This is a genomic window from Paracoccus sp. DMF (genome assembly GCF_004407025.1).
Classification (GTDB): Bacteria; Pseudomonadota; Alphaproteobacteria; order Rhodobacterales; family Rhodobacteraceae; genus Paracoccus; species Paracoccus aminovorans_B.
The window spans coordinates 26,035-51,046 of record NZ_SOKV02000025.1 but is presented as its reverse complement, the minus strand read 5'-3'; the positions used below and the strand labels follow the sequence as shown (position 1 = coordinate 51,046).

The window sequence follows — 25,012 nt, the reverse complement described above, 5'->3', positions numbered from 1 at the left end:
GCCGGTGAAATGCAGGTTCATGTCCTCCATCGGGATCACCTGCGCATGACCGCCGCCCGCCGCGCCGCCCTTCATGCCGAAGTTCGGCCCGAGGCTGGCTTCGCGGATGCAGATGCAGGCGCGCCGGCCGATGCGGTTCAGCGCGTCGCCCAGGCCGACGGTGGTGGTGGTCTTGCCCTCGCCGGCCGGGGTCGGGTTGATCGCCGTGACCAGGACCAGCCGGCCCAGCGGCCGGTCGGCCAGCCCGTCGATGAACTGCCGGCTGACCTTGGCCTTGTCGTGGCCATAGGGCAGCATGTCCTCGGCCGCGATGCCGAGCTTTGCCGCGACGTCCCGGATCGGCAGCTTGGCCGCCTCCGAGGCGATTTCCGAGTCGCTCTTGTATGCCATGATGATGTTCTTGGTGCTGAAGGTTGTGCCTAAACGATCACCCGCAAGCCGGCTTCACCCGCCGGCCCGGTCGATTCCGTCAGATGCCAGAGATCTGCGGTATGAGGCGCCGCAGAGCCATCCGGCCGCGATGCGGCTCACAGCCCTGGATAGGGTCGCTCGTCGAGGCAGGCCGTGGCCCGCCGGGCATCTGGCGCCGCTGGCGGCAGCCCTGCCGGCATGCTGGAATGACGCATCATTTCCTCCCTTCCCCTGACGGCCGGTGCCCGCATGCAGCGTTTCCGACGATGCCCCCAAGAGCAGGAACGCCGTATTGGCTCTGGCTGTCAACATTTTATTGATTTATATCAATGTGTTGATCGGCCACATTGTCCGCCGGCCGCGATGCGGCCACCCGATCTTCGGACATTCTGACCATGGAGCAGGCGGGTCCGGCGGCCAAACTGGTACATTCTGTCCAAATGAGCGCTTTTCGGTCGGCGCGATCGATCCACCGTTGCATCCTGAAAAATGGGTCTGCGCTGCTTGGAAACGGCGAATCAGTGACGACCCACGGCCGGTCGGGAAACGCATAGCCGGTCGTCGTGCGCCGGTGCTCGGGCTCGAAGTCCGGGAACAGCCTGGCATCCGCGGACATCGCGACGCCGACCGAGATCCCGCTGCTGGCGACGGCAGGCGATTGCTCGGGTCCAGCCTGGGCTCGCCGATGGCGCCATGATCGCGACGGCGGAAGAGCCGGGCTTCTCATAGTCCCGGCCGTTCCATGGCAAGGCCCCGCCGGAGCGGATCCGGCGGGGCCTGGTCTTGCGCGGCGTGGCGGTGTCAGGCTTCTTCTTCCTGGAAGGCCTCTTCGCGCTTCTTGCGGAAGGCCGGGAAGATCATCATCGCCAGCAGCGCCACCGTGGCGATCAGCATCACCAGGCTGATCGGACGCTCGACGAAGATCGAGGGGTCGCCCTGTTCGATCAGCAGCGTGCGGCGCAGGTTCGCCTCCAGCAGCGGGCCAAGCACGAAGCCCAGAAGCAGCGGGCCTGGCTCGCATTTCGCCTTGCGGAAGGCATAGCCCAGCAGCCCGAAGCCCGCGGCCAGCATCACGTCGAAGATGCGGTTGTTCATGCTGTAGACGCCGATGCAGCAAAACAGCAGGATCGCGGGATAGAGCAGGCGGTAGGGCACGGTGAGCAGCTTGACCCACAGCCCGATCATCGGCAGGTTGATGACGACCAGCAGCAGGTTGCCGATCCACATGCTGGCGACGAGACCCCAGAAGATCTCGGGCTGGTTGGTCAGCACCGAGGGGCCCGGGGTGATGCCGTGGATCATGAAGGCCGACAGCATCATCGCCATCATGTTGTTCGACGGAATGCCCAGCGTCAGCAGCGGGATGAAGGACGATTGCGCGGCGGCATTGTTGGCGGCCTCGGGGGCGGCGACGCCCTCGACGACGCCCTTGCCGAATTGCTCCGGATGGCGCGAGACGCGCTTTTCCAGCGAATAGGCGCTGAACGAGGCCAGCGTCGCGCCGCCGCCCGGCAGCAGGCCCAGCAGCGTGCCGAGGCCGGTGCCGCGCAGCACGGCGCGCCACGAGCGGCGGAAGTCATCGCGCGTGGGCCAGAGCCGGGTGATCGGCGCGACGGTCACGCCTTCCGAGCCGCTGCGTTCCAGGTTGGCGATGATCTCGGAAAAGCCGAACAGGCCGATGGCGATGACGATGAAGTCGATGCCGTCGAACAGTTCGACCGCGCCGAAGGTCAGCCGCTCGGCCCCGGTGGCCTGGTCGGTGCCGACCATGCCCAGCAGCAGGCCGACCAGGATCATGCCGATGGCCTTGAGAACCGGGCCGCTGGCCAGGATGGTGGCGGCGAGCAGGCCGAAGACCATCAGCGCCACATATTCCGCCGGGCCGAAGGACAGGGCGAATTGCGACAGCATCGGCCCGGCGATGGCGATGGCGAAGGTCGCGACCGTGCCGGCAAAGAACGACCCCAGCGCCGCCACGGCCAGCGCCGCCCCGGCGCGGCCCTGCTGCGCCATCTGGTAGCCGTCGAGCGTGGTGACCACGGCCGAGGCCTCGCCCGGCAGATTGACCAGGATCGCCGTGGTCGAGCCGCCGTATTGCGCGCCGTAATAGATGCCGGCCAGCATGATGATGCCCGCCAGCGGCGGCAGGAAGAAGGTGATCGGCAGCAGGACCGCGATGGTCGCGGTCGGGCCGATCCCCGGAAGCACCCCGATGAGCGTGCCCAGCAGCGCGCCCAACAGGCAGAAGCTGAGATTCTGCAAGGTCATCGCCTCGCCGAACCCGAGCATGAGCAGGTCGATGAAGTTCATTTTACCCTCCCCAGGCGTGGCTCAGAACGGCCAGAGCGGGACTTGCACGCCCAGCCCGTAGACAAAGACCAGCGCACCGAACAGCGTCAGCCCGGCGGCCAGCAGCAGCGTCGTGCGCCACTTGCCGCCCGGATCGGCCAGCGAGCCCGCGATGATCAGGAACAGCGAGGCCAGGACGAACCCGGCATGGGTCGCGGCATAGGCGAAGACCACGATCGACAGGGTGATGACGATCACCGGCCGCAGCTTGATCGGGTCGATCGCGACCGCCTCGCGCCGCATGGCGTTGAAGCCGACGACCAGGCCGATGGCGATCAGAAGGCCGCAGACGACGCGGGGCAGGTAGCCCGGCCCCATCATCGCCAGCGTGCCGCCATCGAGCGCGCTCGTCTGCCACAGGCCGAGTGCGCCAAGCCCGATGAATATCGCCGCCGTCAGCAGGTCGGGGCGATCGCCCTTGTTCGGAACACCCGGCCCGGCCATCACTGGCGGTCCTTGATGAGCTTGAAGATCTCCTGGAACCGCTCAAGCCGCGCCGGCATGGCGGCGGACCAGTCGGCGCCCGACTGATAGGACAGCGCCAGACCTTGCTGCTTGGCCTTTTCCTGGAACTCGGGATTGGCCAGCGCCTTTTCGACCGAAGCCGCCAGCCTGGCCCGGATCTCTTCGGGCACGTCGCAGCGCGTCGCCATGCCGCGCTCGGACGCCATGAGCACGTCGAAGCCCTGCTCCTTGGCGGTCGGCAGGTCGGGCGCCAGGGTCGAGCGCTGCTCGCCGAACTGGCCCAGTGCCTTGATCTGGCCGGGCTCGGTGCTGGCAAATTCGCCGACGTTCAGCCCGATCAGCGTGACATGGCCGCCCAGCAGCGCGGTCCTGGCCTCGTTGGCGCCGCCGAAGGGCACCGCGGTCAGCTTGATCCCGGCCGATTGCTCGAGCTGCAGCATAGCCAGATGCTCGTCGGTGCCGACGCCGGTGGTGCCCACCGAGACCGCGCCGGGATGGTCCTTGGCATAGGCCACCACATCGGCCAGCGAGTTGTAGGGCGAATCCGCCTGCACCACGAACATGCCCGGATCCTCGACGATGCGCGCCACCGGGCAGATATCGGCCGGGTCGAAACGCAGCTTGCGGTCGATGCGCATGGTCAGGAAGCCCGGCACGTTCAGCGACGACAGGGTGTAGCCGTCGGGACGGGCCTGCGACAGCGCGGTATAGGCGATCTCGCCCGAGGCGCCGGGGCGGTTCAGGACCGGGATCTGCGTGCCCTGGTCGGCCTCGATATAGGGCGCCAGGGTGCGAAGCATGATGTCGGTGCCGCCGCCGGGCGAATAGGCGACGATCAACTCGATCGGCCGGTCGGTCGGCCAGTCGGCCAGCGCCGTGGTGGCGAAGCCGGCGGAGAGAACTGCCGCGAGCGGCAAGGCAAGCAAGGTCTTCATGATATCCTCCCTTTGGTCGCAGCCTCCCGCCGCGACCCTGTTGAATCGAAGTTATGCCGGGAATTCGCAGCCGAGCCGCTTCAGCGAGGCGTCGACCCAGGCGCGGTCGTTGGTGCCGGCCTCGATCGCGGCCATCTGCTTCTGCTCGGCGTCCTGCTTGGCGGCGGTCTTGGCATAGACCGCCTCGGCATCGGCGAAGGGCACGCAAAGCACGCCGTCGCTGTCGCCCAGGATCAGGTCGCCGGGCTCGATCACCATGCCGTCGATGGCGATGGGCACGTTGATCTCTCCGGGGCCGTCCTTGTAGGGGCCGCGATGCGTCACGCCCGCGGCATAGACCGGCAGATTGGTCTGCACGAAGGCATCGAGGTCACGGATGGCGCCGTTCAGCACGAAGCCCGCGACGCCGCGCTTGACCGCATAGGCCAGCATCAGCTCGCCCATCAGCGAGTTGGTCAGGTCGCCCCCGGCGTCGCAGACGATCACGTCGCCGGGCTGGGCCAGGTCGATGGCCTTGTGCAGCATCAGGTTGTCGCCGGGGCGGGACCGGACGGTCAGGGCCGGGCCGGCCAGCACGCCGTCGCGGTGGATCTTGCGCAGGCGGTCGCCGGCGGCGATGGTGCGGTGCATGCTGTCGCTGACATTGGCCACGGGAAGGGCGGCGAAACGGGCGACCAGTTCGGCCGGAACGACGCGCTGGCGGTTCAGGATGCGGAAACCGATGGACATGGCGTGAACCTTCAATTGGCCGCGCGCGCGGGGGCGGCGGCAAGGAGCTGACGGTTGAAGATGCGGTTGCGCGGCAGTTCCTTGCCCGCAAGATAGTCGACGATGGCCTGGGCCGCGTCGGTGCCGACGCGCAGGTTGGCCGCGCGGGTGACGCCGCCGATATGGGGCGTCACCACCAGGCGCGGCTCGGCCCAGAACGGATGGTCCGGATCGGCGGGTTCCTTGGCGAAGGTGTCGAGGCCGGCGCCGGCGATGCGGTTCTCGCGCAGCGCCGCGAGCAGCGCCGGCTCGTCGATCAGCCCGCCGCGGGCGGTGTTGACGATGATGGCATCGGGCTTCATCAGCGCCAGACGCTCGGCATTGATCAGGTTGCGGGTCTCGGGCGTCAGCGGGCTGTGCAGGCTGACGATGTCGCTTTGCGCCAGCAGGGCGTCCAGATCGGTGACCCGCGCCACGCCCTCGGCCTTGAACAGCGCGTCGGGCGCGAAGGGGTCATAGGCGACGACATCGATGCCGAAGGCTTTGGCAAAGCGCGCGGTCTGCTGCGCGATGGCGCCGAAGGCCACCAGGCCCATGGTCGAGCCGGCCAGTTCGCGTCCCAGGAAGCCGGGCTTTTCCCAGCGGCCTTCGCGCAGGCTGCGGTCCAGCGGCAGGATCTTCTTGGCCACCGCGAAGAGCAGCGCCATGGCATGTTCCGCCACCGAGACCGCATTGGCGCCGGTCGCCACCACCACGGGAATATTGCGGGCACTGGCGGCCGCGAGATCGATGTTGTCGACGCCGACCCCGTGTTTCGAGATCACTCGCAGCTTCGGCGTATGCGCGAACAGCGCCTCGTCGATGCGGCCCATGCGGACCAGGATGCCGACGGGCTGGGCTTCGGCCGCGATCTTCAGCAGACCCTCGCCCTCGGTATAGGGCGGCAGGTAGACCGGGTTGTAACCGGCGTTCTTCAGCACGGCATCGGCCTCGGGCGCAAGGCTCGGCCCGGTGATCAGGATATTTTCGCTCATCTCCCCCACTCTCCGACAGCGTCAGAATGGAGACAGTTCATAAGAGTTGCCATGCTAAATGAAAGCGGATAATTCTGTTTATCTAATTAAGAAAAACTGGATGAAATGGATACACGCCAGCTCAGGACGCTTCTCGCCATCGTCGAGACCGGCAGCTTTGCCCGCGCGGCCGAGAAGGTCGCGCTGACGCCTTCGGCGGTCAGCCAGCAGATTCAGGCGCTTGAGGCCGAAGTCGGGGTCAGCCTGTTCAATCGCGAAAACCGCCCGCCGACCCTGACCACGGCCGGGCACCAGATGGTCGAGGCCGCGGCCGAGCTGGTGCGGGCGACGGAAAATGCGCTCGATGCCATCTCGGGCCGGCGCATCGTGGGGACGTTCTCGATCGGATCGGTGCGCACCAGCGCCATCGGACTGCTGCCGCAGGCGATCTCGCGCATGGTGGCGTCGCATCCGGGGCTGAAGATCAAGCTGCGAGTCGGCAATTCCGGCGATCTGGTCCAGGACGTGGCCGCCGGGCGGCTGGACGCCGCGATCATCGCCGAGAACAGCGTCTCGCTGCGCGAGCTGAGCTGGCAGCCCTTCATCCGCGAGCCGCTTTACCTGATCGCGCCGCCCGGCACGGCGATGATGCCGGTGCCGCAGATGCTGGCCGCGCATCCCTTCGTGCGGTTCCGCAGCAACGTGCCGCTGGCGCTGCTGATCGAGTCCGAACTGGGGCGCATGAACCTGACGCTGAACGACATCGCCGAGATGGACACCATCGCCGCCGTCACCGCCTGCGTCGAGAACGGGCTGGGCGTCTCGGTCGTCCCGCGCATCGCCGCCATCGAGCGCCGGGGGCTGGTCATGCTGCCCTTTGGCGAGCCGCCGGCCTTTCGCCAGATCGGCCTGCTCAAGCGCCCGCTTGGCCCGCGCGCGAAGCTGATCGAGGAGTTGCACGAGCAGCTTGCCGATGTCAGCGGCGCGTTCGGCGTCAAGGCGGCGCCGGCACGGGGGCAGGGCGCATCATGACCGCGTCGCCCGGCCAGCAGCTTTCCGGCGCTTTCCATGGCCGTGGCGCATGAGGATGCCCCGGTTGCTCAGAAGGTTCGGTCTCATCGGCGACGTCGGCGGCGGCCATGCTTTCCGTAGGAGCGATTTTTCCCGCTTTGCCGCGAAACCTCTTGAAGCTCTAGTTGCTAGAGCCCCTAGATTTCCGAATCGATGGAGTTGAGCGGCCCCGGCAACGGCCGGGCAGGAGAGACCGGCGATGGATCAGACGACACGGCGCGAATGGACGGTCAGCGGCATGGATTGTGCCGCCTGCACCCTGAAGGTGACCCGGGCGGTGGAACGCCTGCCCGGCGTCAGCGGCGTCAGCGTCGCGCTGATGGCCGAGCGGCTGAGCCTTGATCTCGCCCCCGCCGGCTCGGCCGATGCGGTCGAGGAAACCGTGCGCAAGCTTGGCTATCGCATCGCGCCGCGCGGCGCCCAGGCGTCACGACACGGGCCGGGCGCGCAGGAAAGCTGCTGCAGGGGGCACGACCACGACCACGGCGCGCCGCAGGTCGAGACCGGCCATGGCCACAGCCACAACGCCCCGACCGAACGCGGCCTGCCCTGGTATCGCACCGGCAAGGGCCGGCTGGTGATCCTGACCGGCGCCCTTTTGGCGCTGGCCTGGGCGGTCGAGCTGCTGACCTCGGCCCGCATCGGCTATTGGGCCTTTCTCGCCGCCTGCCTGATCGGCGTCGCCCCGGTCGCGGCCCGCGCCTTCCAGGCGCTGCGCATGGGCCAGCCCTTCACCATCGAAGGCCTGATGACCATCGCCGCCATCGGCGCCCTGGTCATCGGCGCGGCCGAGGAGGCGGCGCTGGTCGTCTTCCTGTTCGCGGTCGGGGAACTGCTCGAAGGCGTCGCCGCCGGCAAGGCCCGCGACGGCATCCGGGCCCTCGGCGCGCTGGTGCCCAAGACCGCGCTGCTGGAGCAGGACGGCCGCACCCGCGAGGTGCCGGCCGAAAGCCTGCGCATCGGCCAGACCGTGCTGGTCCGGCCCGGCGACCGCATCCCCGCCGATGGCGAGATCGTCGAAGGCAGCAGCGGCATCGACGAAAGCCCGGTCACCGGCGAAAGCGTGCCGGTGACGCGCGGCCCCGGCGACGCGGTCTTCGCCGGGGCCATCAACACCGAGGCCGCCCTGCGCCTGCGCGTCGGGCGCGAGGCAGCCGATAACACCATCGCCCGCATCATCCGCCTGGTCGAGGAGGCCGAGGAGGCCCGTGCCCCGACCGAGCGTTTCATCGATCGTTTCAGCCGCTGGTACATGCCGGCCATCGTCGCCCTGGCCGGGCTGGTCATGCTGCTGCCGCCGCTGGTGCTGGGCCAGGACTGGGGCACCTGGGTCTATCGCGGCCTGGCGCTGCTGTTGATCGGCTGCCCCTGCGCGCTGGTGATCTCGGTCCCGGCCTCGATCGCCTCGGCGCTGTCGGCGGGGGCGCGCAAGGGGCTGCTGATGAAGGGCGGGGCGGTGATCGAGGCGGCGGCCGGGGTCAGCCGCGTCGCCTTCGACAAGACCGGCACGCTGACCCATGGCAAGCCGCAGGTCACCGACCTGCTGCCGGGCCCTGGCGTTTCGGAGGCCGAGCTGCTCGCGGTCGCGGCCGGGGTCGAGGCGGGCTCAAGCCACCCGTTGGCGCGGGCGATCCTGGCGCGGGCCGAGGCCGCCGGTGTCGCCCCGCCGCCGGCCGCCGAGGCGCGCGCGCTGCCCGGCAAGGGCGCCGAGGCGCGGGTCGGGGGCAGCCTGGCCTGGGTGGCCTCGCCCCGCCACGCGCAGGCGGCGGGCGGCATCGCCCCCGCGCATGCCGCCCGGGCCGCCGCCCTGGAATCGCAGGGCAAGACCGTGGTCGCTGTGTTCCGCGAGGCCGCACCCCTGGGCCTGATCGCGCTGCGCGACGAGCCGCGCGCCGATGCCGCATCGGCCATGGCGCAGCTGCGCGCGCTTGGCATCGCGCCCCTGATGCTGACCGGCGACAATCCCCGCACCGCCGAGGCCATCGCCGGTCAGCTGGGCATCGACTTCCGCGCCGAAATGCTGCCCGAGGACAAGCTCGACGCCATCCGCAGCCTGCAGGCGCAGGCGGGCGTGATGATGATCGGCGACGGCATCAACGATGCCCCGGCGCTGAAACAGGCCGGCGTCGGCGTCGCCATGGGCTCGGGCACCGACGTGGCGCTGGAAACCGCCGATGCGGCGATCCTGCGCGACCGGGTCGAGGACGTGCCGGCGCTGATCCGGCTGGCGCGGGCGGCCATGGGCAACATCCGCCAGAACGTCGGCATCGCGCTGGGGCTGAAGGCGGTGTTCCTGGTCACCTCGATCCTGGGCATCACCGGGCTCTGGATCGCCATCCTGGCCGATACCGGGGCGACGGTGCTGGTGACGCTGAACGCCCTTCGCCTGCTGCGCTTCGATCCGACGCGGCAGGGCTGATCCCGGCGCCGCGTGCCGCCCGTCGACAGCAGCATCGGCCTGCCCGAGATCGGGTCGGCGGCGCCGGCTCTCGCGCGCGAAGACCGCACCATCTCGGCCGTCAGCCTCTCGGCGGGCGGGCCGGTCGGCGACAGCGCAGGCTGCGATGCCAGCGGGTGGCGCTGGAGACGATCAGCCGCGACGGGGACTGGCGGTCGTCGCCTGTCCGATGCCGCGCGGTTCTGTCGCGGGATATTATCCGGAACCGAATCCGCTTCTGCCGCTTGATTACATTGACCGGATCAGCGGCACGCCCGCCGCGAAATCCATTCCCGTTCGCATCGCCACCTGATCCCCCGGAGGGACAGCCATGCTTGAACATCTGGACGCCGTCGTCCTGGCCCGCGTGCAATTCGCCTTCACGGTCTCGTTCCACTTCGTCTTTCCGGCCTTCTCGATCGGGCTGGCGAGTTATCTCATGGTGCTCGAGGCGCTGTGGCTGCGCACGGGCAGGGGTGTCTATGCCAACCTGTTCCGCTATTGGCTGAAGATCTTTTCGGTGGTGTTCGGCATGGGCGTCGTGTCGGGCGTGGTGATGTCTTATCAGTTCGGCACCAACTGGTCGGTCTTTTCGGAAAAGGCCGGGCCGGTGATCGGCCCGTTGATGGCCTATGAGGTGATGACGGCGTTCTTCCTCGAGGCGGGGTTCCTGGGCGTGATGCTGTTCGGGATGAACAAGGTCGGCAAGGGGCTGCATTTCCTGGCCACCTGCATGGTCGCGCTGGGGACGCTGATCTCGGCCACCTGGATCCTGGCGGCGAACAGCTGGATGCAGACCCCGGCGGGCCATCTGCTTACCGAGCAGGGCCAGTTCGTGCCGGGGCCGTCCTGGTGGGCCATCATCTTCACCGCAAGCTTCCCTTACCGGCTGGTGCATACGGTCATCGCCGCCTATCTGACCACGGCGCTGGCGGTGGGCGCGGTCGGGGCCTGGCACCTGCTGCGCGACCGCGCCAATCCCGGTGCGCGCAAGATGTTCTCGATGGCGATGTGGATGGCGGCCATCGTCGCGCCGATCCAGGTCCTGGTCGGCGACGCGCATGGGCTGAACACGCTGGAGCACCAGCCCGCCAAGATCCTGGCCATTGAGGGCCATTACGAGCCCAGCCCCGAGGGCGCCTCGCTGATCCTGTTCGGCCTGCCCGACAGCCAGGCCGCGCGCGTCGATTACGCCGTCGAGGTGCCGAAGCTCGGCTCGCTGATCCTGAAGCACGATCCGAACGCCGCCCTGCCGGGGCTGAGCGATTTCCCGCGCGAGGACTGGCCGCCCGTGGCCATCGTCTTCTGGTCCTTCCGCATCATGGTCGGCCTGGGCTTCGCCATGCTGGGGCTGGGGCTCTGGAGCCTGTTCGCGCGCTGGCGCGGCGGGCTTTACGACTGGCGCTGGCTGCACCGGGCGGCGCTGGTCATGGGGCCTGCGGGCTTCGTCGCCGTGATCGCAGGCTGGATCACCACCGAGGTCGGCCGCCAGCCCTTCACCGTCTATGGCCTGCTGCGCACCGCCGAGTCGCATTCGCCGCTGGCCGCGCCCGCCGTCGCGACCTCGCTGATCGCCTTCGTCGTCGTTTATTTCTTCGCCTTCGGGGCGGGGATCTATTACCTGCTGCGCCTGATGGCCAAGCCGCCGCAACCGGACGAGACCGAGCCGCCGCCCCAGCCGCAGCGCGCCGCCGGGATCACCCCCGCGCCCGCCACCGCCAGCATGGAGCGTTGACATGGAAAGCATCGACCTGACCGTCGTCTGGGCGCTGATCATCGGCTTTGCGGTCTTCGCCTATGTGGTCATGGACGGGTTCGACCTGGGCATCGGCATCCTGTTCCCGACGCTGAAGGTCGGCGAAGAGCGCGACCAGGCGATGAATTCCATCGCGCCGGTCTGGGACGGCAACGAGACCTGGCTGGTGCTGGGCGGCGGCGGGCTGATGGCGGCCTTTCCGCTGGCCTATGCCATCATCCTGCCGGCGACCTATCCGCTGATGATCGCCATGCTGCTGGGCCTGATCTTTCGCGGCGTCGCCTTCGAATTCCGCTGGCGCGACCCCCGCCACCGCGCCTTCTGGGACCTGGCCTTCACCGCCGGTTCCGTGGTGGCGGCGCTGTCGCAGGGCATCGCGCTTGGCGCCATCCTGCAGGGCATCCGGGTCCGGCAGGGTGCCTATGCCGGCGGCTGGCTGGACTGGCTCAGCCCGTTCAGCCTGCTGACCGGGGTGGCGCTGCTGACGGGCTATGCGGCGCTCGGCGCGGCCTGGCTCAACTGGAAGACCGAGGGCGGCGCCCAGAGCCACGCCCGGCGCATGGTGCATCTGCTTGTCCCGGCCATGATCGCCATGCTGATCGCGGTCAGCGCCGCGACGCCCTTCCTGAATTATGACTACTGGCGGCGCTGGTTCGACGTCCCGGGCGTGCTGCTGACGGCGCAGGTGCCGCTGCTGGTCGCGATCTGCGCCTTCGTGCTGCTGCGCAGCCTGGCTGCCGGGGCCGAGCGGCTGCCCTTCCTGATGCTCCTTGCCCTGTTCCTGCTGTGCTTCATCGGGCTGGGCATCAGCATCTTTCCCTATGCGGTGCCGCGCTCGGTGACGATCTGGGCCGCGGCCGCGCCGCCGCGCAGCCAGTCCTTCATGCTGGCCGGCGCCGTGTTCATCATCCCGATCATCCTGGCCTATACCGGCTGGGCCTATTGGGTGTTCCGCGGCAAGGTCGGAACGCACGGCTACCATTGATGGCGGGCGAGGCTGCGCTGTGGAAGCGGCTGGTCTGGATGGCCGCGATCTGGGCCGCCAGCGTCCTGGCCCTTGGCCTTGTGGCCATGGTCATCCGCTGGGCGCTTGCACCGTGAACCTCCGCACCTGACGATTACCGGTCACCTCCGAGCTTCATGATGACCGGTTTCTCTGTCGGGGATATGTGGCGCGAGAGACGGCGCGCCGGAATGTGCCGCCGGTCCTACCGCAAGTCCGGCACGACGACGGAGCCGGCCTATTGCATCCGGCCGGTCGCTGCGGCCTTGCGGCGCGCGGCACCATATTGCCGCCACAACCCCAGGGAATACAGCACCAGTGCCGCCCAGATCAGCGGAAAGGCGATCCGCCGCGACTGGTCGAACGGCTCGCCGAAAACCAGCACCGCGCAGAGAAAGATCAGCGTCGGCGCGATATATTGCAGGATGCCGACGGTGGACAGCCGCACCAGCTTGGCGCCATTGGCATAGAGCATCAGCGGCACCGCCGTGACCACGCCGCAGCCCAGCAAGAGCAGCGTGTCGGCGCCTGAGCCCGTGCCGAAATGCGACTGCCCGGTCAGCGCCAGCCACAGCAGGATGGCCGCCGCAAAGGGACAGAGCACCAGAACCTCGAGCGTGAAGCCCTGGTTGGGGCCGAGCGGCAGGCTCTTCTTGCAATAGGCGTAGATGCCCCAGGACAGGGTCAGCCCCAGCGCCACCAGCGGCAGGCGGCCCGCCTGCACGGTCATGATGACGACCGCGGCCGCCGCCAGCGCGATGGCCATGCGCTGCGTCCGGCCCAGGCGCTCCTTCAGCAGCACCGCCCCCAGGAAGACGCTGAACAGGGGGTTGATATAGTAACCCAGCGCCGCCTCCATCGCGTGATCGTTGGCGATGGCCCAGACATAGATCAGCCAATTGGCCGAGATCAGCACGGCCGTCAGCACCGCCATGGCCAGCAGGCGCGGCGTGCGCAGGGCCGCGATCACCTCGGCCGCGCGCCCTTGCCAGATCAGCACCGCCGCCGCGATGGGCAGCGACCAGATCACCCGATGGGCGACGACCTCGATCGGCGGCACATGCGCCAGCGCCTTCATGTAAAGCGGCAGAAAGCCCCACAGGACATAGGTCAGGATCACCAGGACCAGGCCACGGGGGGAAACGCTGTCGGGATCGGCAGGGCTGCTCATAGCGGTTGCATAGGCTGCAATCCGCGACTGCACCAGAGGCGGCGGTGCGCGGTTCCGCGAGGCGATCTGCGCGCGTGCAACCGGAAACATGGGAAAGCGTGCTGATCTGCGCCGAGACGTGCCCCGGCGTCCGAGAAGCCGAAGCGGGGCATGGCGGCGTCAGGACATGGCCGGCGTCCTTCTTCTTGCGGGCGGCGGGAAGCCGTGCAGACACCAAGCTGCACCGTGGGGAACTGCTCGGCCAACGGCCGGGCGCACGGGACTTCGACCGTCAGGTCGCGTTCCAGGTCCGTCGCCGTGCTGAACGGCTTTACCGCGCTCGGCACGTCAATCGCCGAGGCCGCAGCTCTGCCCCCGAGGCTGCCCGACCACCGGCCGATTGTGCAACAAAGTTATGAGTCCGCAACCTAGCGCAAGAAGCTGCGGAACCGGTGCAACGAGAACCGGAACAGCACCAGCCCGATCAGGAACAGCGCCAGGAACTGCGGCCACACCACGCCAAGCCCTGCGCCGCGGAACAGGATCGACTGCGACAGCATCATGAAATGCGTGTTCGGCGCGGCTAGCATGATGGTCTGGATGACCTCGGGCATGCTCTCGCGCGGCGTGACGCCGCCCGACAGCACCTGAAGCGGCAGCAGCACCAGCATCAGCAGCAGCCCGAACTGCGGCATGGACCCGGCGACCGTGGCCAGGAATATCCCCAGGCTGGTCGTGGCGAACAGGTGCAGCGCCGCCCCGGCCAGGAACAGCAGGATCGAGCCCTGTATGGGCACCGCCAGCGCGCCCTTTACGACAAAGACCAGCGCGAAGCCCGAGGCCAGCAGCACCACCAGCGCCATGGACCAGATCTTGCTGACCATGATCTCGGTCGGCGTGACGGGCATCACCAGCAGATGTTCGATGGTGCCATGCTCGCGTTCCCGGATCAGCGCGGCGCCGGTCAGGATGATCGACAGCATGGTGACCGAGGAAATCACGTTCGAGATGGCGCCGAACCAGCCCTTGTTCAGTTCCTGGTTGAAGCGGGCGCGCAGGTTCAGCGCCACCGGCACGCTGGCCTGGCTGCGATGGCGGTCCAGGAACTCGCTGATCTCGCTGGTGACGATGGACTGGACATAGCCGCCGCCGCTGAAGGCCTGGCTCATGCGGGTGGCGTCCACGTTCAACTGGATGGTGGGCACACGCCCGGCCAGCAGGTCGCGCTGGAAATCGGGCGGGATGTTCAGCGCGAAAGTGTCGGTTCCCGCGTCCAGCCGGCTGTCCATTTCCTGCGCCGTAATCAGGTGCGGCGGCACGAAATAAGGCGGATAGAAGGCGGTGATGATGCGGGCCGAGACCGGCGACTGGTCCTCGTCCACGATGGCGATGGCGGCCTGGTTCAGCGTTTCCGGCATCGCCTTGGCCGCGGTAAAGATCGCCAGCGAGAAGGCATAGACGATCAGCACCAGCAGCACCGGGTCGCGCATCAGCCGGCGCAGCTCCTTGATCCCCAGTTTCAGGACATTGGCCATGCTCATGTCAGCTTGCCTGTTTCTTGAGGAAAAGAACGCCGGCGCCCAGCAGGACCGGCACGGCGATCAGCAGCGGCAGGAAGGCCCCGGCCAGGTCGGCAAAGTCCAGCCCCTTGGAGAAGGTGCCGCGGGTGATCGTCACGAAATAGGTTGTCGGATAGATCCGGCCGATAAAGGCCCCCAGCCCCTGCAAGGACGACACCGGGTCGATCAGGCCGGAATACTGCACCGCCGGGATCAGCGTTATCAGCGCGGTGGCGAACAGCGCCGCGATCTGGTTGTCGATGAAGGTCGAGATGACCAGCCCCATGCCGGTGGTGATGAAGGAATACAGCAGCGCCGCCGCCACCAGCGTGGCGAAGCTGCCGGTGAAGGGCACGCGGAAGACGAAGACCGCGAAGGCCGCCAGCATCAGGAAATTCAGGAAGGCCAGCGCGATATAGGGCATCTGCTTGCCCAGCAGGAACTCGGCCCTGGACACCGGCGTGACATAGAAGTTGATGATCGAGCCCAGCTCCTTTTCCCGCACCACGCTCAGCACCGCCAGCATGGCCGGGATCATCAGCAGCAGCAGCGGGATGACGGCAGGCACCATGGCGACAAGGCTTTGCACGTCGGGGTTATAGCGATAGCGCAGGGCCAGCTGGAAATTGCCCTGCGTCGCGGCGTCGCCGTAAAGCTCGCGCGATTTCTGGGTCAGCCAGGCGGCGTGCATCCCCTGGACATAGCCGCGGACGGTCTCGGCCCGCGTCGGCATGGCGCCGTCGATCCAGGCGGCGATTTCGACCGCGCGCCCGCGGGTGGCGTCGCGGCCAAAGCCGGGCGGGATCTCGATGGCCAGGCTGATCTCGCCATTGCGCATCCGCCGGTCCATGTCGTCGTAATCGGTGATCGGCGGCTGCTCGGTGAAATAGCGCGAGCCCGAGAGTTGCAGCACATAGTCGCGGCTGACGGTGGTGTCGTCGCGGTCGAGGACGGCAAAGCTGAGATCCTCGACATCCATGTTGACGCCATAGCCGATCACGAACATCAACAGCACGCTGCCGATGATCGCCAGCGTCGCCCGGATCGGGTCGCGGCGCAATTCCAGCGCCTCGCGCCGGGTATAGGCCAGCATGCGCCGCAGGTCGAAAAACCGCCGCGCGGGCGCAGGTGCGGGGGGCGCGGGACCGGCTGCCGGTCCGGCCGGCGGGGCAGGGGCTGCGGCCGGCGCTTCGGGGGGCGTGCCGATCGCCTCCTCCAGACAGGCGACGAAAGCCTGTTCCAGCGTCCCGGCCCCGCGGCTTTGCACGATGGCGGCGGGCGTGTCGCTGACCAGCACCTTGCCGGCGTGCATCAGCGAAATGCGGTCGCAAAGCTCGGCTTCGTTCATGAAATGGGTCGAGACGAAGATCGTCACATTGTCCTTGCGCGACAGGTCCGAGAGAATCTGCCAGAAGCCGTCGCGCGCCACCGGGTCCACGCCCGAGGTCGGCTCGTCCAGAATCAGGATTTCCGGCGAATGGATCAGCGCCACCGCCAGCGACAGCCGCTGGCGGATGCCCAGCGGCAGCGCGTCGGGCAGCGTGTCCATGACCTCGGTCAGGTCGAAGCGCCCGGCCAGTTCCGCGATCCGCGGCCTGATCGCACCGGCGGCCATGCCGAACAGTTCCGCGTGCAATTGCAGGTTCTGCCGCACCGTCAGTTCCGTGTACAGCGAGAACGCCTGGCTCATGTAGCCGACGCGGCGGCGCACGGCGATGTCGTCGGGATCGACCTCGGCCCCGAACAGCCGCGCGGTGCCTTCGCTGGCGGGCAAGAGGCCGGTCAGCACCTTCATCGTGGTGGTCTTGCCGCAGCCGTTCGAGCCCAGGAAGCCGAAGATTTCCCCGCGCGGAATGCGGAAGCTGACATTGTCCACGGCGGTGAAGTCGCCGAAGCGGACGGTGACGCCCCGGGCCTCGATCGCGATGTCCTGGTCGGCGGTGGCGGGGCGGGGCGGGATCACGACCTCGTGGTGGTCCTTGCGCGCGGTCTCGGGCAGCAGGGCGATGAAGGCGGCGTCCAGATTGGCGGTGCCGGTCTGCTGCAACAGCGCGGCGGGCGCGCCGGTCGCCAGCACCTGCCCGTCGTTCATCGCCACCAGCCAGTCGAAGCGCGCGGCTTCCTCCATATAGGCGGTGGCGACGATGACGCTCATCCCCGGCCGGTCGCGGCGGATGTCGTCGATCAGCTGCCAGAACTGGCGGCGGGACAGCGGGTCCACGCCGGTGGTCGGCTCGTCCAGGATCAGCAGGTCCGGGTCGTGGATCAGCGAGCAGCACAGGCTGGTCTTCTGCTTCATCCCGCCCGACAGCTTGCCGGCTGGACGGTCCGCAAAGGCCGACATGCCGGTGCGGGCCAGCAATTCCTGAATGCGGCGTTCGCGCTCGGCCCGGTCATGGCCGAACAGCCGCCCGAAGAAGTCGATGTTCTCGAACACCGAAAGCGTCGGATAAAGGTTCTTGCCGAGACCCTGCGGCATATAGGCGATGCGGGGAAAGGCGGCCTGGCGGTGGCGGGCATCGGCGATGTCGCCGCCCAGCACCTCGATGCGGCCGGACTGCAGCGCGCGGGCCCCGGCGATCAGCGACAGCAGGCTGGACTTGCCCACCCCGTCCGGCCCGATCAAGCCGACCATGCAGCCGGCGGGCACGTTCAGCGTCACGTCCCGCAAAGCGCGGGTCTTGCCATAGGACAGGCCGACGCCCTGAACCCGGACCACCGGCCCCGCTTCCCCCGCCGGGATCATTGCACGGTTTCCGCCAGTTCGGCCGGCCATTCGGCGGCGGGGTCGATCTTGACATAGGCCATGCCGGGCAGCCCGGTCTTGACCTGCTGGACGTGTTTGCCCAGCAATTCGGGCGAGACCTTGGCCTTGATGCGGAACATCAGCTTCTGGCGCTCCTCCTCGGTTTCGACGGTCTTGGGGGTGAACTGGGCCACGTCGGCCACGAAGCTGACGCGGGCGGGGATGACATATTGCGGCGCCGCGTCCAGCACGATGCGGACATCGCTTCCCAGCGCCACCCGTCCCGCCTGCGAGGTCGGCAGGAAGAAGGTCATATGGACATTCCCCACATCGACCAGCGACAGCACACGGCCGCCGGCGCCCAGAACCTCGCCCGGCTCGGCGACGCGATACTGGATGCGGCCGGCGCGCGGCGCGGTCAGCGTGCTGTCGTCGATGTCCGAGACGATGCTGGCGATCGCGGCCTCGGCGGCGCCGACGGCGGCCTCGGCATCGACCACCTGCGCGCGGGCGGCGTTGATCCCGGCTTCGGTCGCGGCCAGCTGGGCCTTCGCGGCCTCGACTGCTGCCCTGGCGCCCTGCCGGGTGGCGCGGTCGTCGTCCAGCACCTGCTGGCTGGTCGCGTTGCTACGGGCCAGCTGCTCGCTGCGGGCCAGCCGGCGGTCGGCGGCGTCCAGCTGCGCCTCGCGCTGCGCGACCACGGCCGCGGCTGCCTCGCGCTCGGCCTCGCGTTGCAGGATCTGGATCTTCGCGGTGTCCACGCCGATCCGCGCCCGCTTCAGCTCGGCCTCGGCCTGCAGGCGCTTGCTGTCCAGCTGGACGGTGTCCATCCGGGCCAGCGGCTGGCCGGCCTCGACGAAATCGCCTTCGTCGGCAAGGATTTCCTTCAGCCGGCCCGCCGTCCGGGTCGAGATGTCGATTTCCACCGCCTCGATGCGGCCATTGCCGCCGGCCAGTCCCGAAGGCAGGCCGGCCGCGCCCAGCCGTTGCCAGGCCAGCCAGGCGCCCGCGACGATGATGATGGCAAGGGCGGCCAGCAGCCACCTTCTGGAACTGGACTTCATGGCAGCACCCTCTTGATTCGGAGCCGTTCGTTTTCGGGGCGTTCGATCCGCGGCTGGCTTGCCGCCGCAGCCGCGCCCGCGACCCTTCGATGATTCGCCATGCTCGTCTCCTGCTTGCGATCCCGGCAGGGGTGACATGCCCGCGAAAAATGCGCCGCACCTTGATCCAGGACAACAACGGTTGACCGCGTTCGAGTTTACCAAATGCGGTATTGGCAACCTGATCTCGCGAGTCCCCCGATGCGCCGCGCCCCGGCCCCCGATCTGCACGCAATTCCCGTCCGCGCCCGCATTCTGCAGGCAGCGGTCCAGCGGTTTGCACGGAATTCCTACGAGGAAACCGGCTTGCGCGACATCGCCGCCGATGCCGGTGTCGACGTCGCTTATGCGCACCGCTGCTTCGGGTCCAAGGAACAGCTGTTTGCGCAGGCCGTCCTGGCCTCGACCGGAATGCAGCATGTCCTGGCCGAACAGCCGCGCGACCTGAGCCGTCACCTGTCCGCGCAGGTGTTCCACCGCGACGGCCAGGCGACGCCCAGGGAAATCGGGCCGCTGGACATCATCATCCATTCCTTGTCCAGCCCGGCGGCGTCCCGCGTGGTGCGCGACTGCATCATGCGCGAATTTGTCGCACCCCTCGGGGCGCGGCTGGACGATCCGGCGGCGATGCGGGCCGCCGTCATCGCCGCGCTGCTGGCCGGCGTCGGCATCCTGCGCAACGTTCTGGAGATCGCGCCGCTGCGCGAGGGCGCGGGCAGCGACCTTGACCACCTGTTGGCAACCACGATCGCCCATATCGGCGGCCTGCCTGCCGGCGCGGCCGCGGGCGCAGAGGAGGACCCGGACAAATGACCAAGAACCTGCCGCAATCCCCGCAGGGACAGGACGGAACCCTTGGCTTCGAAGCGTTCCGCAGCATGGACCGGATGCGCGAGGCGCTGGCCGCGCAGATGACCGGCGGCCTGTCGCCGGCGGCTCTGGCGCTGGCGGTGTTCGACTGGTCCATCCATCTGGCGATGGCGCCGGGCAAGCGCCTGGAACTGGCCTACAAGGCGATGACCAAGTTCCAGCGGCTGGCGACCCATATGGCCGCCGCCCGGCTGTGCGCCGACACCCCGCCCTGCATCGAGCCCTTGCCGGGGGACCACCGCTTCCGGGCCGAGGGCTGGCAAAAGCAGCCATGGCGTTTCTGGTCGCAGGCGTTCCTGCTGAACCAGCAATGGTGGCACAATGCCACGCGCGAGGTGCCCGGCGTCACCCCCCACCATGAGGAGGTGATCTCTTTCGCCGCCCGGCAATGGCTGGACCTCTTTTCGCCCTCGAACAATCCCTTCGGCAACCCCGAGGTGATCGGCAAGGCGCTGGCCACCGGCGGCGCCAATTTCGTGCAGGGGTTCCAGAACTGGCTGGAGGATGCCAGCCGGCTGGCGGCGGGCCAGCCGTCCGCCGGGACCGAGGATTTCGTCGTCGGCCGCGACGTCGCCGTCACGCCGGGGCAGGTGGTCTGGCGCAACCACCTGATCGAGCTGATCCAATATGCCCCCGCGACCGAAACTGTCCGGCCCGAGCCGGTCCTGATCGTTCCGGCCTGGATCATGAAATACTATATCCTCGACCTGTCGCCGCAGAACTCGCTGATCCGCTATCTGGTCGGGCAGGGGCATACGGTGTTCTGCATCTCGTGGCGCAACCCGACCGCCGAGGACCGCGACCTGACCATGGACGACTATCGCCGGCTGGGGGTGATGGCGGCGCTGGATGCGATCAACGCCATCGTGCCGGGACAAAAGATCCACGCCGCGGGCTACTGCCTGGGCGGCACGCTGCTCTCCATCGCTGCGGCGGCCATGGCGCATGCCGGGGACGACCGGCTGGCCTCGCTCACGCTGCTGGCGGCGCAGACGGATTTCACCGAGCCGGGCGAACTGGCGCTGTTCATCGACCACAGCCAGATGCATTTCCTGGAAAGCATGATGTGGAACCGCGGCTATCTGTCGGCGGATCAGATGGCGGGGGCCTTCCAGCTCTTGCGTAGCAACGACCTGATCTGGTCGCGGCTGGTCCACGACTATCTGATGGGCGAGCGCACGCCGATGTTCGACATCATGGCCTGGAATGCCGATTCGACCCGGATGCCCTATCGGATGCACGCCGAATATCTGCAGCGGCTTTACATCGACAACGAACTGGCCAGCGGCCGGTTCATGGTCGACGGCCGGCCCGCGGCGTTGCAGAACATCCGCGTGCCGCTGTTCGTGGTGGGAACCGAGCGCGACCACGTGGCGCCCTGGCCTTCGGTCTACAAGGTCCACCAGCTTTGCGACACCGACATCACCTTCGTGCTGACCGGCGGCGGCCACAATGCCGGCATTCTCAGCGAGCCGGGCAGCGGGCACCGGCATTTCCGCGTGGCACTGAAGCGGATGGCCGATCCCTATCTGGCTCCGGCCGAATGGCTGGAAAGCGCGGCCGAGAAGGAGGGCTCGTGGTGGCTCGAATGGGCGGACTGGCTGGCGGCGCAATCCTCCGGCCCGCAGGTTCCGCCCCCCGGCGCGGGCGCGCCCGAGCGCGGTTATCCGGCGCTGGCCGCTGCGCCCGGCACCTATGTCCTGCAACGATGAGGCGGCCATGGGCGATCCGATCCGCAACCGCGCCTGCGGCCGTCGCTATCGACGTGGTGCGCTCGATGCAGGCTTACGACCACGGCGGCAAGGCGCGAGCGGGCGGCCATGCTGCAAGACATGGCGCGCCGGGCTGGACCTCGCGACCGTCAAGGATGCGCTGCAATCTATCGATTGGGCGGATTGATGACATAAAGCTGAACCCCGGCAAAGCGCATCCCAGCTGTTCAGTCCCGGCATCTGGTGGATCGGGTTTAGGATGAATTTGTCCGGCTCGGATGGATGAATCCCGGTTGTTCGACAATAGAACCGCCGCCCTTCCGCAAGGATTTTCCGATAACCAGAGTTATGTAAAATAAACTGTGCTGCGCATCCTGCCGGCCACGACCTGCCCAAAATGCCAGCTTCACATCCGGCGCCCGGCGCGCGACAAAAGGATCATGTCGGTCAGCGGTGCGCTTGTTGTGGTGGTAAGCGGTCCCAAGTCGTTCCGACGCGAAACGGGCGAAGGTTGTGGTGGCCTTCGCCCGTTCGTCATTCCTGCCGTCAACCGCGGCGCAGCTGCTCCAGCAGCGCGGCCGAGGGCGTGCCGGTCGGCGGCAGCCCGCGCGAGGTCTGATAGGCCCGGATCGCGTTGATGGTGTTCGAGCCGACATTGCCGTCCACGCCTTGGGTGTCGAAACCGCGCGCGGTCAGCAGGCGCTGCATCTCCTTGCGCTGCTCGATGCGCAGGCCGGGGTGGCTGGCCGGCCACGGGTTCGCCAGTCCCGGATAGCCTTTCAGCCGGTCGGCCAGATGCGCCACCGCCAGCGCATAGCTGTCGGCGTTGTTGTAGCGCAGGATGGCGTGGAAGTTGCGGGTGATCAGGAAGGCCGCGCCGTCGGCGCCGCCGGGAATCAGCATCTCGGTCGAGGCACCGGCCGGCGGCAAGGGCCGCGAGGTGGCCTGGCGGATGCCCAGCGACTGCCATTCCGAAACCGAGCGCCGCTTGCCCTTGCCGGCAAGGCCGGTGTTAAAGCCGGCGGGCAGCGTCACCTCGACCGCGGCCGGCAGGCCGGGCTGCCAGCCGGATTTCGCCAGGTAATTCGCCGTCGAGGCCAGGGAATCCGACGGGTCGTTCGACCAGATGTCGCGGCGGCCATCGCCCGTGAAATCAACGGCATAGGACAGATAGGTCGTCGGAATGAACTGGGTATGCCCCATGGCGCCGGCCCAGCTGCCGGTCATATGGGCGGGGTCGATATCGCCCGCTTGCAGGATCTTCAGCGAGGCCATCAACTGGCTGCGGAAGAAATCGCCGCGATAGCCCTCATAGGACAAGGTGGACAGCGCCTCGATCAGCGGCAGGTCGCCACGCCGCTCGCCATAGGTCGATTCCATGCCCCAGACCGCGGCGACGATCTCCTTGTCGACGCCATAGGTCGCCTCGACGCGGCTCAGCACGCCGCCATATTGCCCCAGCGCGGCGCGGCCGTTGGTCTGGCGCTTTTCCGAGACCGCGTTTTCCAGATATTCCCAAAGGGATTTCTTGAACTCGGCCTGGTTCTGGCTGCGCTTGACCACCTCGGGGTTGTAGACCACGTCGCGGAAGGCGAAATCCAGCGTGCTGTCGCTGATGCCCTGGGCGCGCGCATTGGCCTTGAAGCCGGCGATCCACTGGTTCAGCCCGGCGACCTTGGCCGGCGGCGGGTTCTGGTTGCGGCCCCATTTGATCTCCTGGCTCTGCTGCGGCACGCCACCGCGCGGGGAGTACATCCCGCCGCTGCATCCGCCCAGAACCAAGGCCAAAGCCGTCAAAGTGGCTGTCAGTCGCAATGAAAACCGCATTCCCCTGCCCCTCGCGCATGTGTTTTTTTCAACCTAGCGTTCCCGTGATCGGGCCGAAAGGCGAAATCACGGCGGCGGCAAGGCGTCGCGCATCCGCGGCCGCGCCGCATCTCGAAAAAACATCAACTGTCGCGTGCAACAGGTTGTTATTGCGCCAGTGGCGTCCAGATCACCTCGTCGATGCGTGGCGCGCCGGTGGCCAGCATCACCAGCCGGTCGAATCCCAGCGCGCAGCCCGAGGCCGGCGGCATCTGCGCCAAGGCCGCCAGGAAATCCTCGTCCAGCGGATAACGCTCGCCGTAGATTCGGGCCTTTTCCTGCATCTCAAGTTCAAACCGGCGGCGCTGTTCGGCGGGATCGGTCAACTCACCGAAGCCATTCGCCAGTTCGACGCCGCAGGCGTAAAGCTCGAAGCGTTCGGCCTCGCGCGGCTCGTCGCTTGCCGGCCGGGCCAGTGCGGCCTCGGCGGCGGGATAGCGGTCCAGGATCAGCGGCCGGCCCTGGCCCAGATGCGGCTCGACTTTCTCGACCAGGATCCGTGACAGCATGTCGGACCAGCTATCGTCGGCACCAAGGCGGATGCCCTGCCCCTCGGCCTGGGCGCGCAAGCCGGCGGCATCGGTCTCGGCGCCGTCGCAGGTCGCGAGCAGGTCGATGCCGGCATGTTCGCGAAACGCCTCGGCCACGCTCATCACCTGCGGCGCGGCGAAAGGGTCGCATTCCATATCGTGGAACCGCAGCATTTCGGCCCCGGCAGCCTCGGCGGCCAGCCGCAGATACTGCGCGCAATCCTCGAAAAGCACGCGATAATCCTCTCCGGCGCGATACCATTCCAGCATGCAGAACTCGGGGCTGTGCAGCCGGCCGCGCTCGCGGTTGCGCCAGACATGGCTGAAGGCGAAGATGCGCGCCTCACCCGCCGCCAGCAGCTTCTTCATGGCGAATTCCGGGCTGGTATGCAGATACATCGGCCGGGGCTGGCCGTCGTTGCCGATCTGCCGGGTCTCGAACGCATGCAGATGCGCCTCGTTTCCGGGGCTCACGGCCAGGGCCAGCGGATCGACCTCGGTGAAATCCTGGGCCTCGAGCCAGTCGCGGATGGCGCGCTGGATGCGGTTGCGGGCCAGAAGCAGCGGCCGGCGGCCGGCGTGGCGGTCGCGGTCCCACCAGGGCGTGTCAGGGGCGGTTTTCATCGCAGACCTCGTTTTTCGCCGCTTGCGACTGGCGCAAAGCCGCGCGAGGCGCTAAGGGAAATCATCATCGCCGGCATAGCCGGCGCGTCGGAATTTGAAAAGCAGGCAAGGGAAACCGCCTTGAAAGTCATCGCCTCCAGCCTTCGCAAAGGCAATGTCGTCGAGATCGACGGCAAGCTTCATGTCGTCCTGACGGCGACCAACTTCCACCCCGGCAAGGGCACGCCGACGACGCAGGTCGACCTGCGCCGCATCTCGGACGGCAACAAGGTCTCGGAACGCTGGAAGACCACCGAACAGGTCGAGCGCGCCCACGTGGACGAGCGCGCCTATAACTTCCTCTATGAGGACGGCGAGGGCTTCCACTTCATGGAGCCGGAAAGCTATGAGCAGGTCGTGGTCTCGCCCGACGTGGTCGGCGACGACAAGGTGTTCCTCGAAGACGGCATCAGCGTCTTTTTGCAGGTGCATAACGGCGTCGCCATCGCCATCGAACTGCCGCAGAAAGTCACCGTCGAGGTGGTCGAGACCGAGCCGGTGGTCAAGGGCCAGACCGCCTCGTCCAGCTACAAGCCGGCGATGGCGCATAACGGCGTGCGCATCATGGTGCCGCCGCATATCGGCGTCGGCACCAAGGTGATCATCAACACCGCCGACCTGACCTATGTGGAACGCGCCAAGGCCTGAGGTCTTGACGGGCGCAT

22 protein-coding genes and 1 pseudogene are annotated in these 25,012 nt (G+C 67.8%); 11 read left to right on the top strand and 12 right to left on the bottom strand.

What is annotated here, in order from left to right:
• Nucleotides 1-390: formate--tetrahydrofolate ligase (locus E3D03_RS13605; RefSeq protein ID WP_263567375.1), on the bottom strand; the 390-nt coding region annotated here is incomplete at its 3' end.
• Nucleotides 391-703: 313 nt separating this feature from the next.
• Here E3D03_RS13605 and E3D03_RS13600 point away from each other — a divergent pair.
• Nucleotides 704-1,108, top strand: a complete 405-nt coding sequence (locus E3D03_RS13600; RefSeq protein WP_263567374.1) for a hypothetical protein — start codon at nucleotides 704-706, stop codon at nucleotides 1,106-1,108.
• A 104-nt stretch (nucleotides 1,109-1,212) separates the two neighbouring features.
• Here the strand turns inward: E3D03_RS13600 and E3D03_RS13595 are convergent, their stop codons facing one another.
• The 5 genes from E3D03_RS13595 to E3D03_RS13575 are packed head-to-tail and all read right to left on the bottom strand — an operon-like array spanning nucleotide 1,213 to nucleotide 5,902.
• Nucleotides 1,213-2,721, bottom strand: a complete 1,509-nt coding sequence (locus tag E3D03_RS13595) for a tripartite tricarboxylate transporter permease (protein ID WP_263567373.1) — start codon at nucleotides 2,719-2,721, stop codon at nucleotides 1,213-1,215.
• Between the two features lie 21 nt (nucleotides 2,722-2,742).
• Nucleotides 2,743-3,204 carry a tripartite tricarboxylate transporter TctB family protein gene (locus E3D03_RS13590; protein ID WP_062562339.1) on the bottom strand — a complete coding sequence of 154 codons (462 nt, stop codon included), beginning with the start codon at nucleotides 3,202-3,204 and terminating at the stop codon, nucleotides 2,743-2,745.
• Nucleotides 3,204-4,160, bottom strand: a complete 957-nt coding sequence (locus tag E3D03_RS13585; RefSeq protein WP_263567372.1) for a tripartite tricarboxylate transporter substrate binding protein — start codon at nucleotides 4,158-4,160, stop codon at nucleotides 3,204-3,206. The genes E3D03_RS13590 and E3D03_RS13585 overlap by 1 nt, the downstream gene beginning before the upstream one ends.
• A gap of 51 nt (nucleotides 4,161-4,211) precedes the next feature.
• Nucleotides 4,212-4,889, bottom strand: a complete 678-nt coding sequence (locus tag E3D03_RS13580) for an RraA family protein (protein WP_263567371.1) — start codon at nucleotides 4,887-4,889, stop codon at nucleotides 4,212-4,214.
• An 11-nt stretch (nucleotides 4,890-4,900) separates the two neighbouring features.
• Nucleotides 4,901-5,902 carry a hydroxyacid dehydrogenase gene (locus E3D03_RS13575; RefSeq protein ID WP_263567370.1) on the bottom strand — a complete coding sequence of 334 codons (1,002 nt, stop codon included), beginning with the start codon at nucleotides 5,900-5,902 and terminating at the stop codon, nucleotides 4,901-4,903.
• A gap of 105 nt (nucleotides 5,903-6,007) precedes the next feature.
• Between E3D03_RS13575 and E3D03_RS13570 the strand changes: the two genes are divergently transcribed.
• The 5 genes from E3D03_RS13570 (at nucleotide 6,008) to E3D03_RS13550 (ending at nucleotide 12,246) form a co-directional block, all read left to right on the top strand.
• Complete coding sequence (locus E3D03_RS13570; protein WP_263567369.1) at nucleotides 6,008-6,913, top strand: LysR family transcriptional regulator; 906 nt, start codon at nucleotides 6,008-6,010, stop codon at nucleotides 6,911-6,913.
• Between the two features lie 238 nt (nucleotides 6,914-7,151).
• Nucleotides 7,152-9,371 (top strand): heavy metal translocating P-type ATPase, encoded by a 2,220-nt coding sequence (locus E3D03_RS13565; protein ID WP_263567368.1) that lies wholly within the window; start codon nucleotides 7,152-7,154, stop codon nucleotides 9,369-9,371.
• 349 nt (nucleotides 9,372-9,720) lie between these two features.
• A complete protein-coding gene (locus tag E3D03_RS13560) occupies nucleotides 9,721-11,124 on the top strand; it encodes a cytochrome ubiquinol oxidase subunit I (protein ID WP_062562345.1) in 1,404 nt (467 codons plus the stop codon).
• A 1-nt stretch (nucleotide 11,125) separates the two neighbouring features.
• Complete coding sequence (gene cydB / locus E3D03_RS13555; protein ID WP_263567367.1) at nucleotides 11,126-12,130, top strand: cytochrome d ubiquinol oxidase subunit II; 1,005 nt, start codon at nucleotides 11,126-11,128, stop codon at nucleotides 12,128-12,130.
• The gene (locus tag E3D03_RS13550; protein WP_263567366.1) at nucleotides 12,130-12,246 is read left to right on the top strand and encodes a DUF2474 domain-containing protein; all 117 of its coding nucleotides are present in this window, start codon (nucleotides 12,130-12,132) and stop codon (nucleotides 12,244-12,246) included. The genes cydB and E3D03_RS13550 overlap by 1 nt, the downstream gene beginning before the upstream one ends.
• A gap of 140 nt (nucleotides 12,247-12,386) precedes the next feature.
• On the opposite strand, the gene rarD is transcribed toward E3D03_RS13550, so the two are convergent.
• A complete protein-coding gene (gene rarD / locus E3D03_RS13545) occupies nucleotides 12,387-13,319 on the bottom strand; it encodes an EamA family transporter RarD (protein ID WP_263567365.1) in 933 nt (310 codons plus the stop codon).
• Between the two features lie 200 nt (nucleotides 13,320-13,519).
• Between rarD and E3D03_RS13540 the strand changes: the two are divergent.
• Nucleotides 13,520-13,661: pseudogene (locus tag E3D03_RS13540) on the top strand (IS5/IS1182 family transposase); the annotation flags it as partial.
• Between the two features lie 65 nt (nucleotides 13,662-13,726).
• Here E3D03_RS13540 and E3D03_RS13535 read toward each other — a convergent pair.
• The 3 genes from E3D03_RS13535 to E3D03_RS13525 are packed head-to-tail and all read right to left on the bottom strand — an operon-like array spanning nucleotide 13,727 to nucleotide 18,667.
• Complete coding sequence (locus E3D03_RS13535; RefSeq protein WP_263567364.1) at nucleotides 13,727-14,839, bottom strand: ABC transporter permease; 1,113 nt, start codon at nucleotides 14,837-14,839, stop codon at nucleotides 13,727-13,729.
• A gap of 1 nt (nucleotide 14,840) precedes the next feature.
• Complete coding sequence (rbbA, locus tag E3D03_RS13530) at nucleotides 14,841-17,603, bottom strand: ribosome-associated ATPase/putative transporter RbbA (protein WP_263567363.1); 2,763 nt, start codon at nucleotides 17,601-17,603, stop codon at nucleotides 14,841-14,843.
• A complete protein-coding gene (locus E3D03_RS13525; protein WP_263567362.1) occupies nucleotides 17,600-18,667 on the bottom strand; it encodes an HlyD family secretion protein in 1,068 nt (355 codons plus the stop codon). The genes rbbA and E3D03_RS13525 overlap by 4 nt, the downstream gene beginning before the upstream one ends.
• Nucleotides 18,668-18,871: 204 nt before the next feature.
• Between E3D03_RS13525 and E3D03_RS13520 the strand changes: the two genes are divergently transcribed.
• Genes E3D03_RS13520 through E3D03_RS13510 form a run of 3 tightly spaced genes read left to right on the top strand, consistent with a single transcriptional unit; the run spans nucleotide 18,872 to nucleotide 21,475 of the window.
• Nucleotides 18,872-19,519, top strand: coding sequence for a helix-turn-helix domain-containing protein (locus tag E3D03_RS13520; protein ID WP_318013740.1), 648 nt, complete (start codon nucleotides 18,872-18,874; stop codon nucleotides 19,517-19,519).
• Nucleotides 19,516-21,288 carry a PHA/PHB synthase family protein gene (locus tag E3D03_RS13515; protein ID WP_263567360.1) on the top strand — a complete coding sequence of 591 codons (1,773 nt, stop codon included), beginning with the start codon at nucleotides 19,516-19,518 and terminating at the stop codon, nucleotides 21,286-21,288. The genes E3D03_RS13520 and E3D03_RS13515 overlap by 4 nt, the downstream gene beginning before the upstream one ends.
• A gap of 7 nt (nucleotides 21,289-21,295) precedes the next feature.
• Nucleotides 21,296-21,475 (top strand): hypothetical protein, encoded by a 180-nt coding sequence (locus tag E3D03_RS13510; RefSeq protein ID WP_156429148.1) that lies wholly within the window; start codon nucleotides 21,296-21,298, stop codon nucleotides 21,473-21,475.
• A 359-nt stretch (nucleotides 21,476-21,834) separates the two neighbouring features.
• Here the strand turns inward: E3D03_RS13510 and E3D03_RS13505 are convergent, their stop codons facing one another.
• Complete coding sequence (locus E3D03_RS13505) at nucleotides 21,835-23,115, bottom strand: lytic murein transglycosylase (RefSeq protein WP_263567359.1); 1,281 nt, start codon at nucleotides 23,113-23,115, stop codon at nucleotides 21,835-21,837.
• Nucleotides 23,116-23,261: 146 nt separating this feature from the next.
• Nucleotides 23,262-24,308: an EF-P lysine aminoacylase EpmA gene (epmA, locus tag E3D03_RS13500; RefSeq protein ID WP_263567358.1), complete on the bottom strand. Its 1,047-nt coding sequence runs from the start codon at nucleotides 24,306-24,308 to the stop codon at nucleotides 23,262-23,264.
• Between the two features lie 120 nt (nucleotides 24,309-24,428).
• Here epmA and efp point away from each other — a divergent pair, with 120 nt between their 5' ends.
• Nucleotides 24,429-24,995: an elongation factor P gene (gene efp / locus E3D03_RS13495; RefSeq protein ID WP_062562355.1), complete on the top strand. Its 567-nt coding sequence runs from the start codon at nucleotides 24,429-24,431 to the stop codon at nucleotides 24,993-24,995.
• The last annotated feature ends 17 nt before the right edge of the window (nucleotides 24,996-25,012 follow it).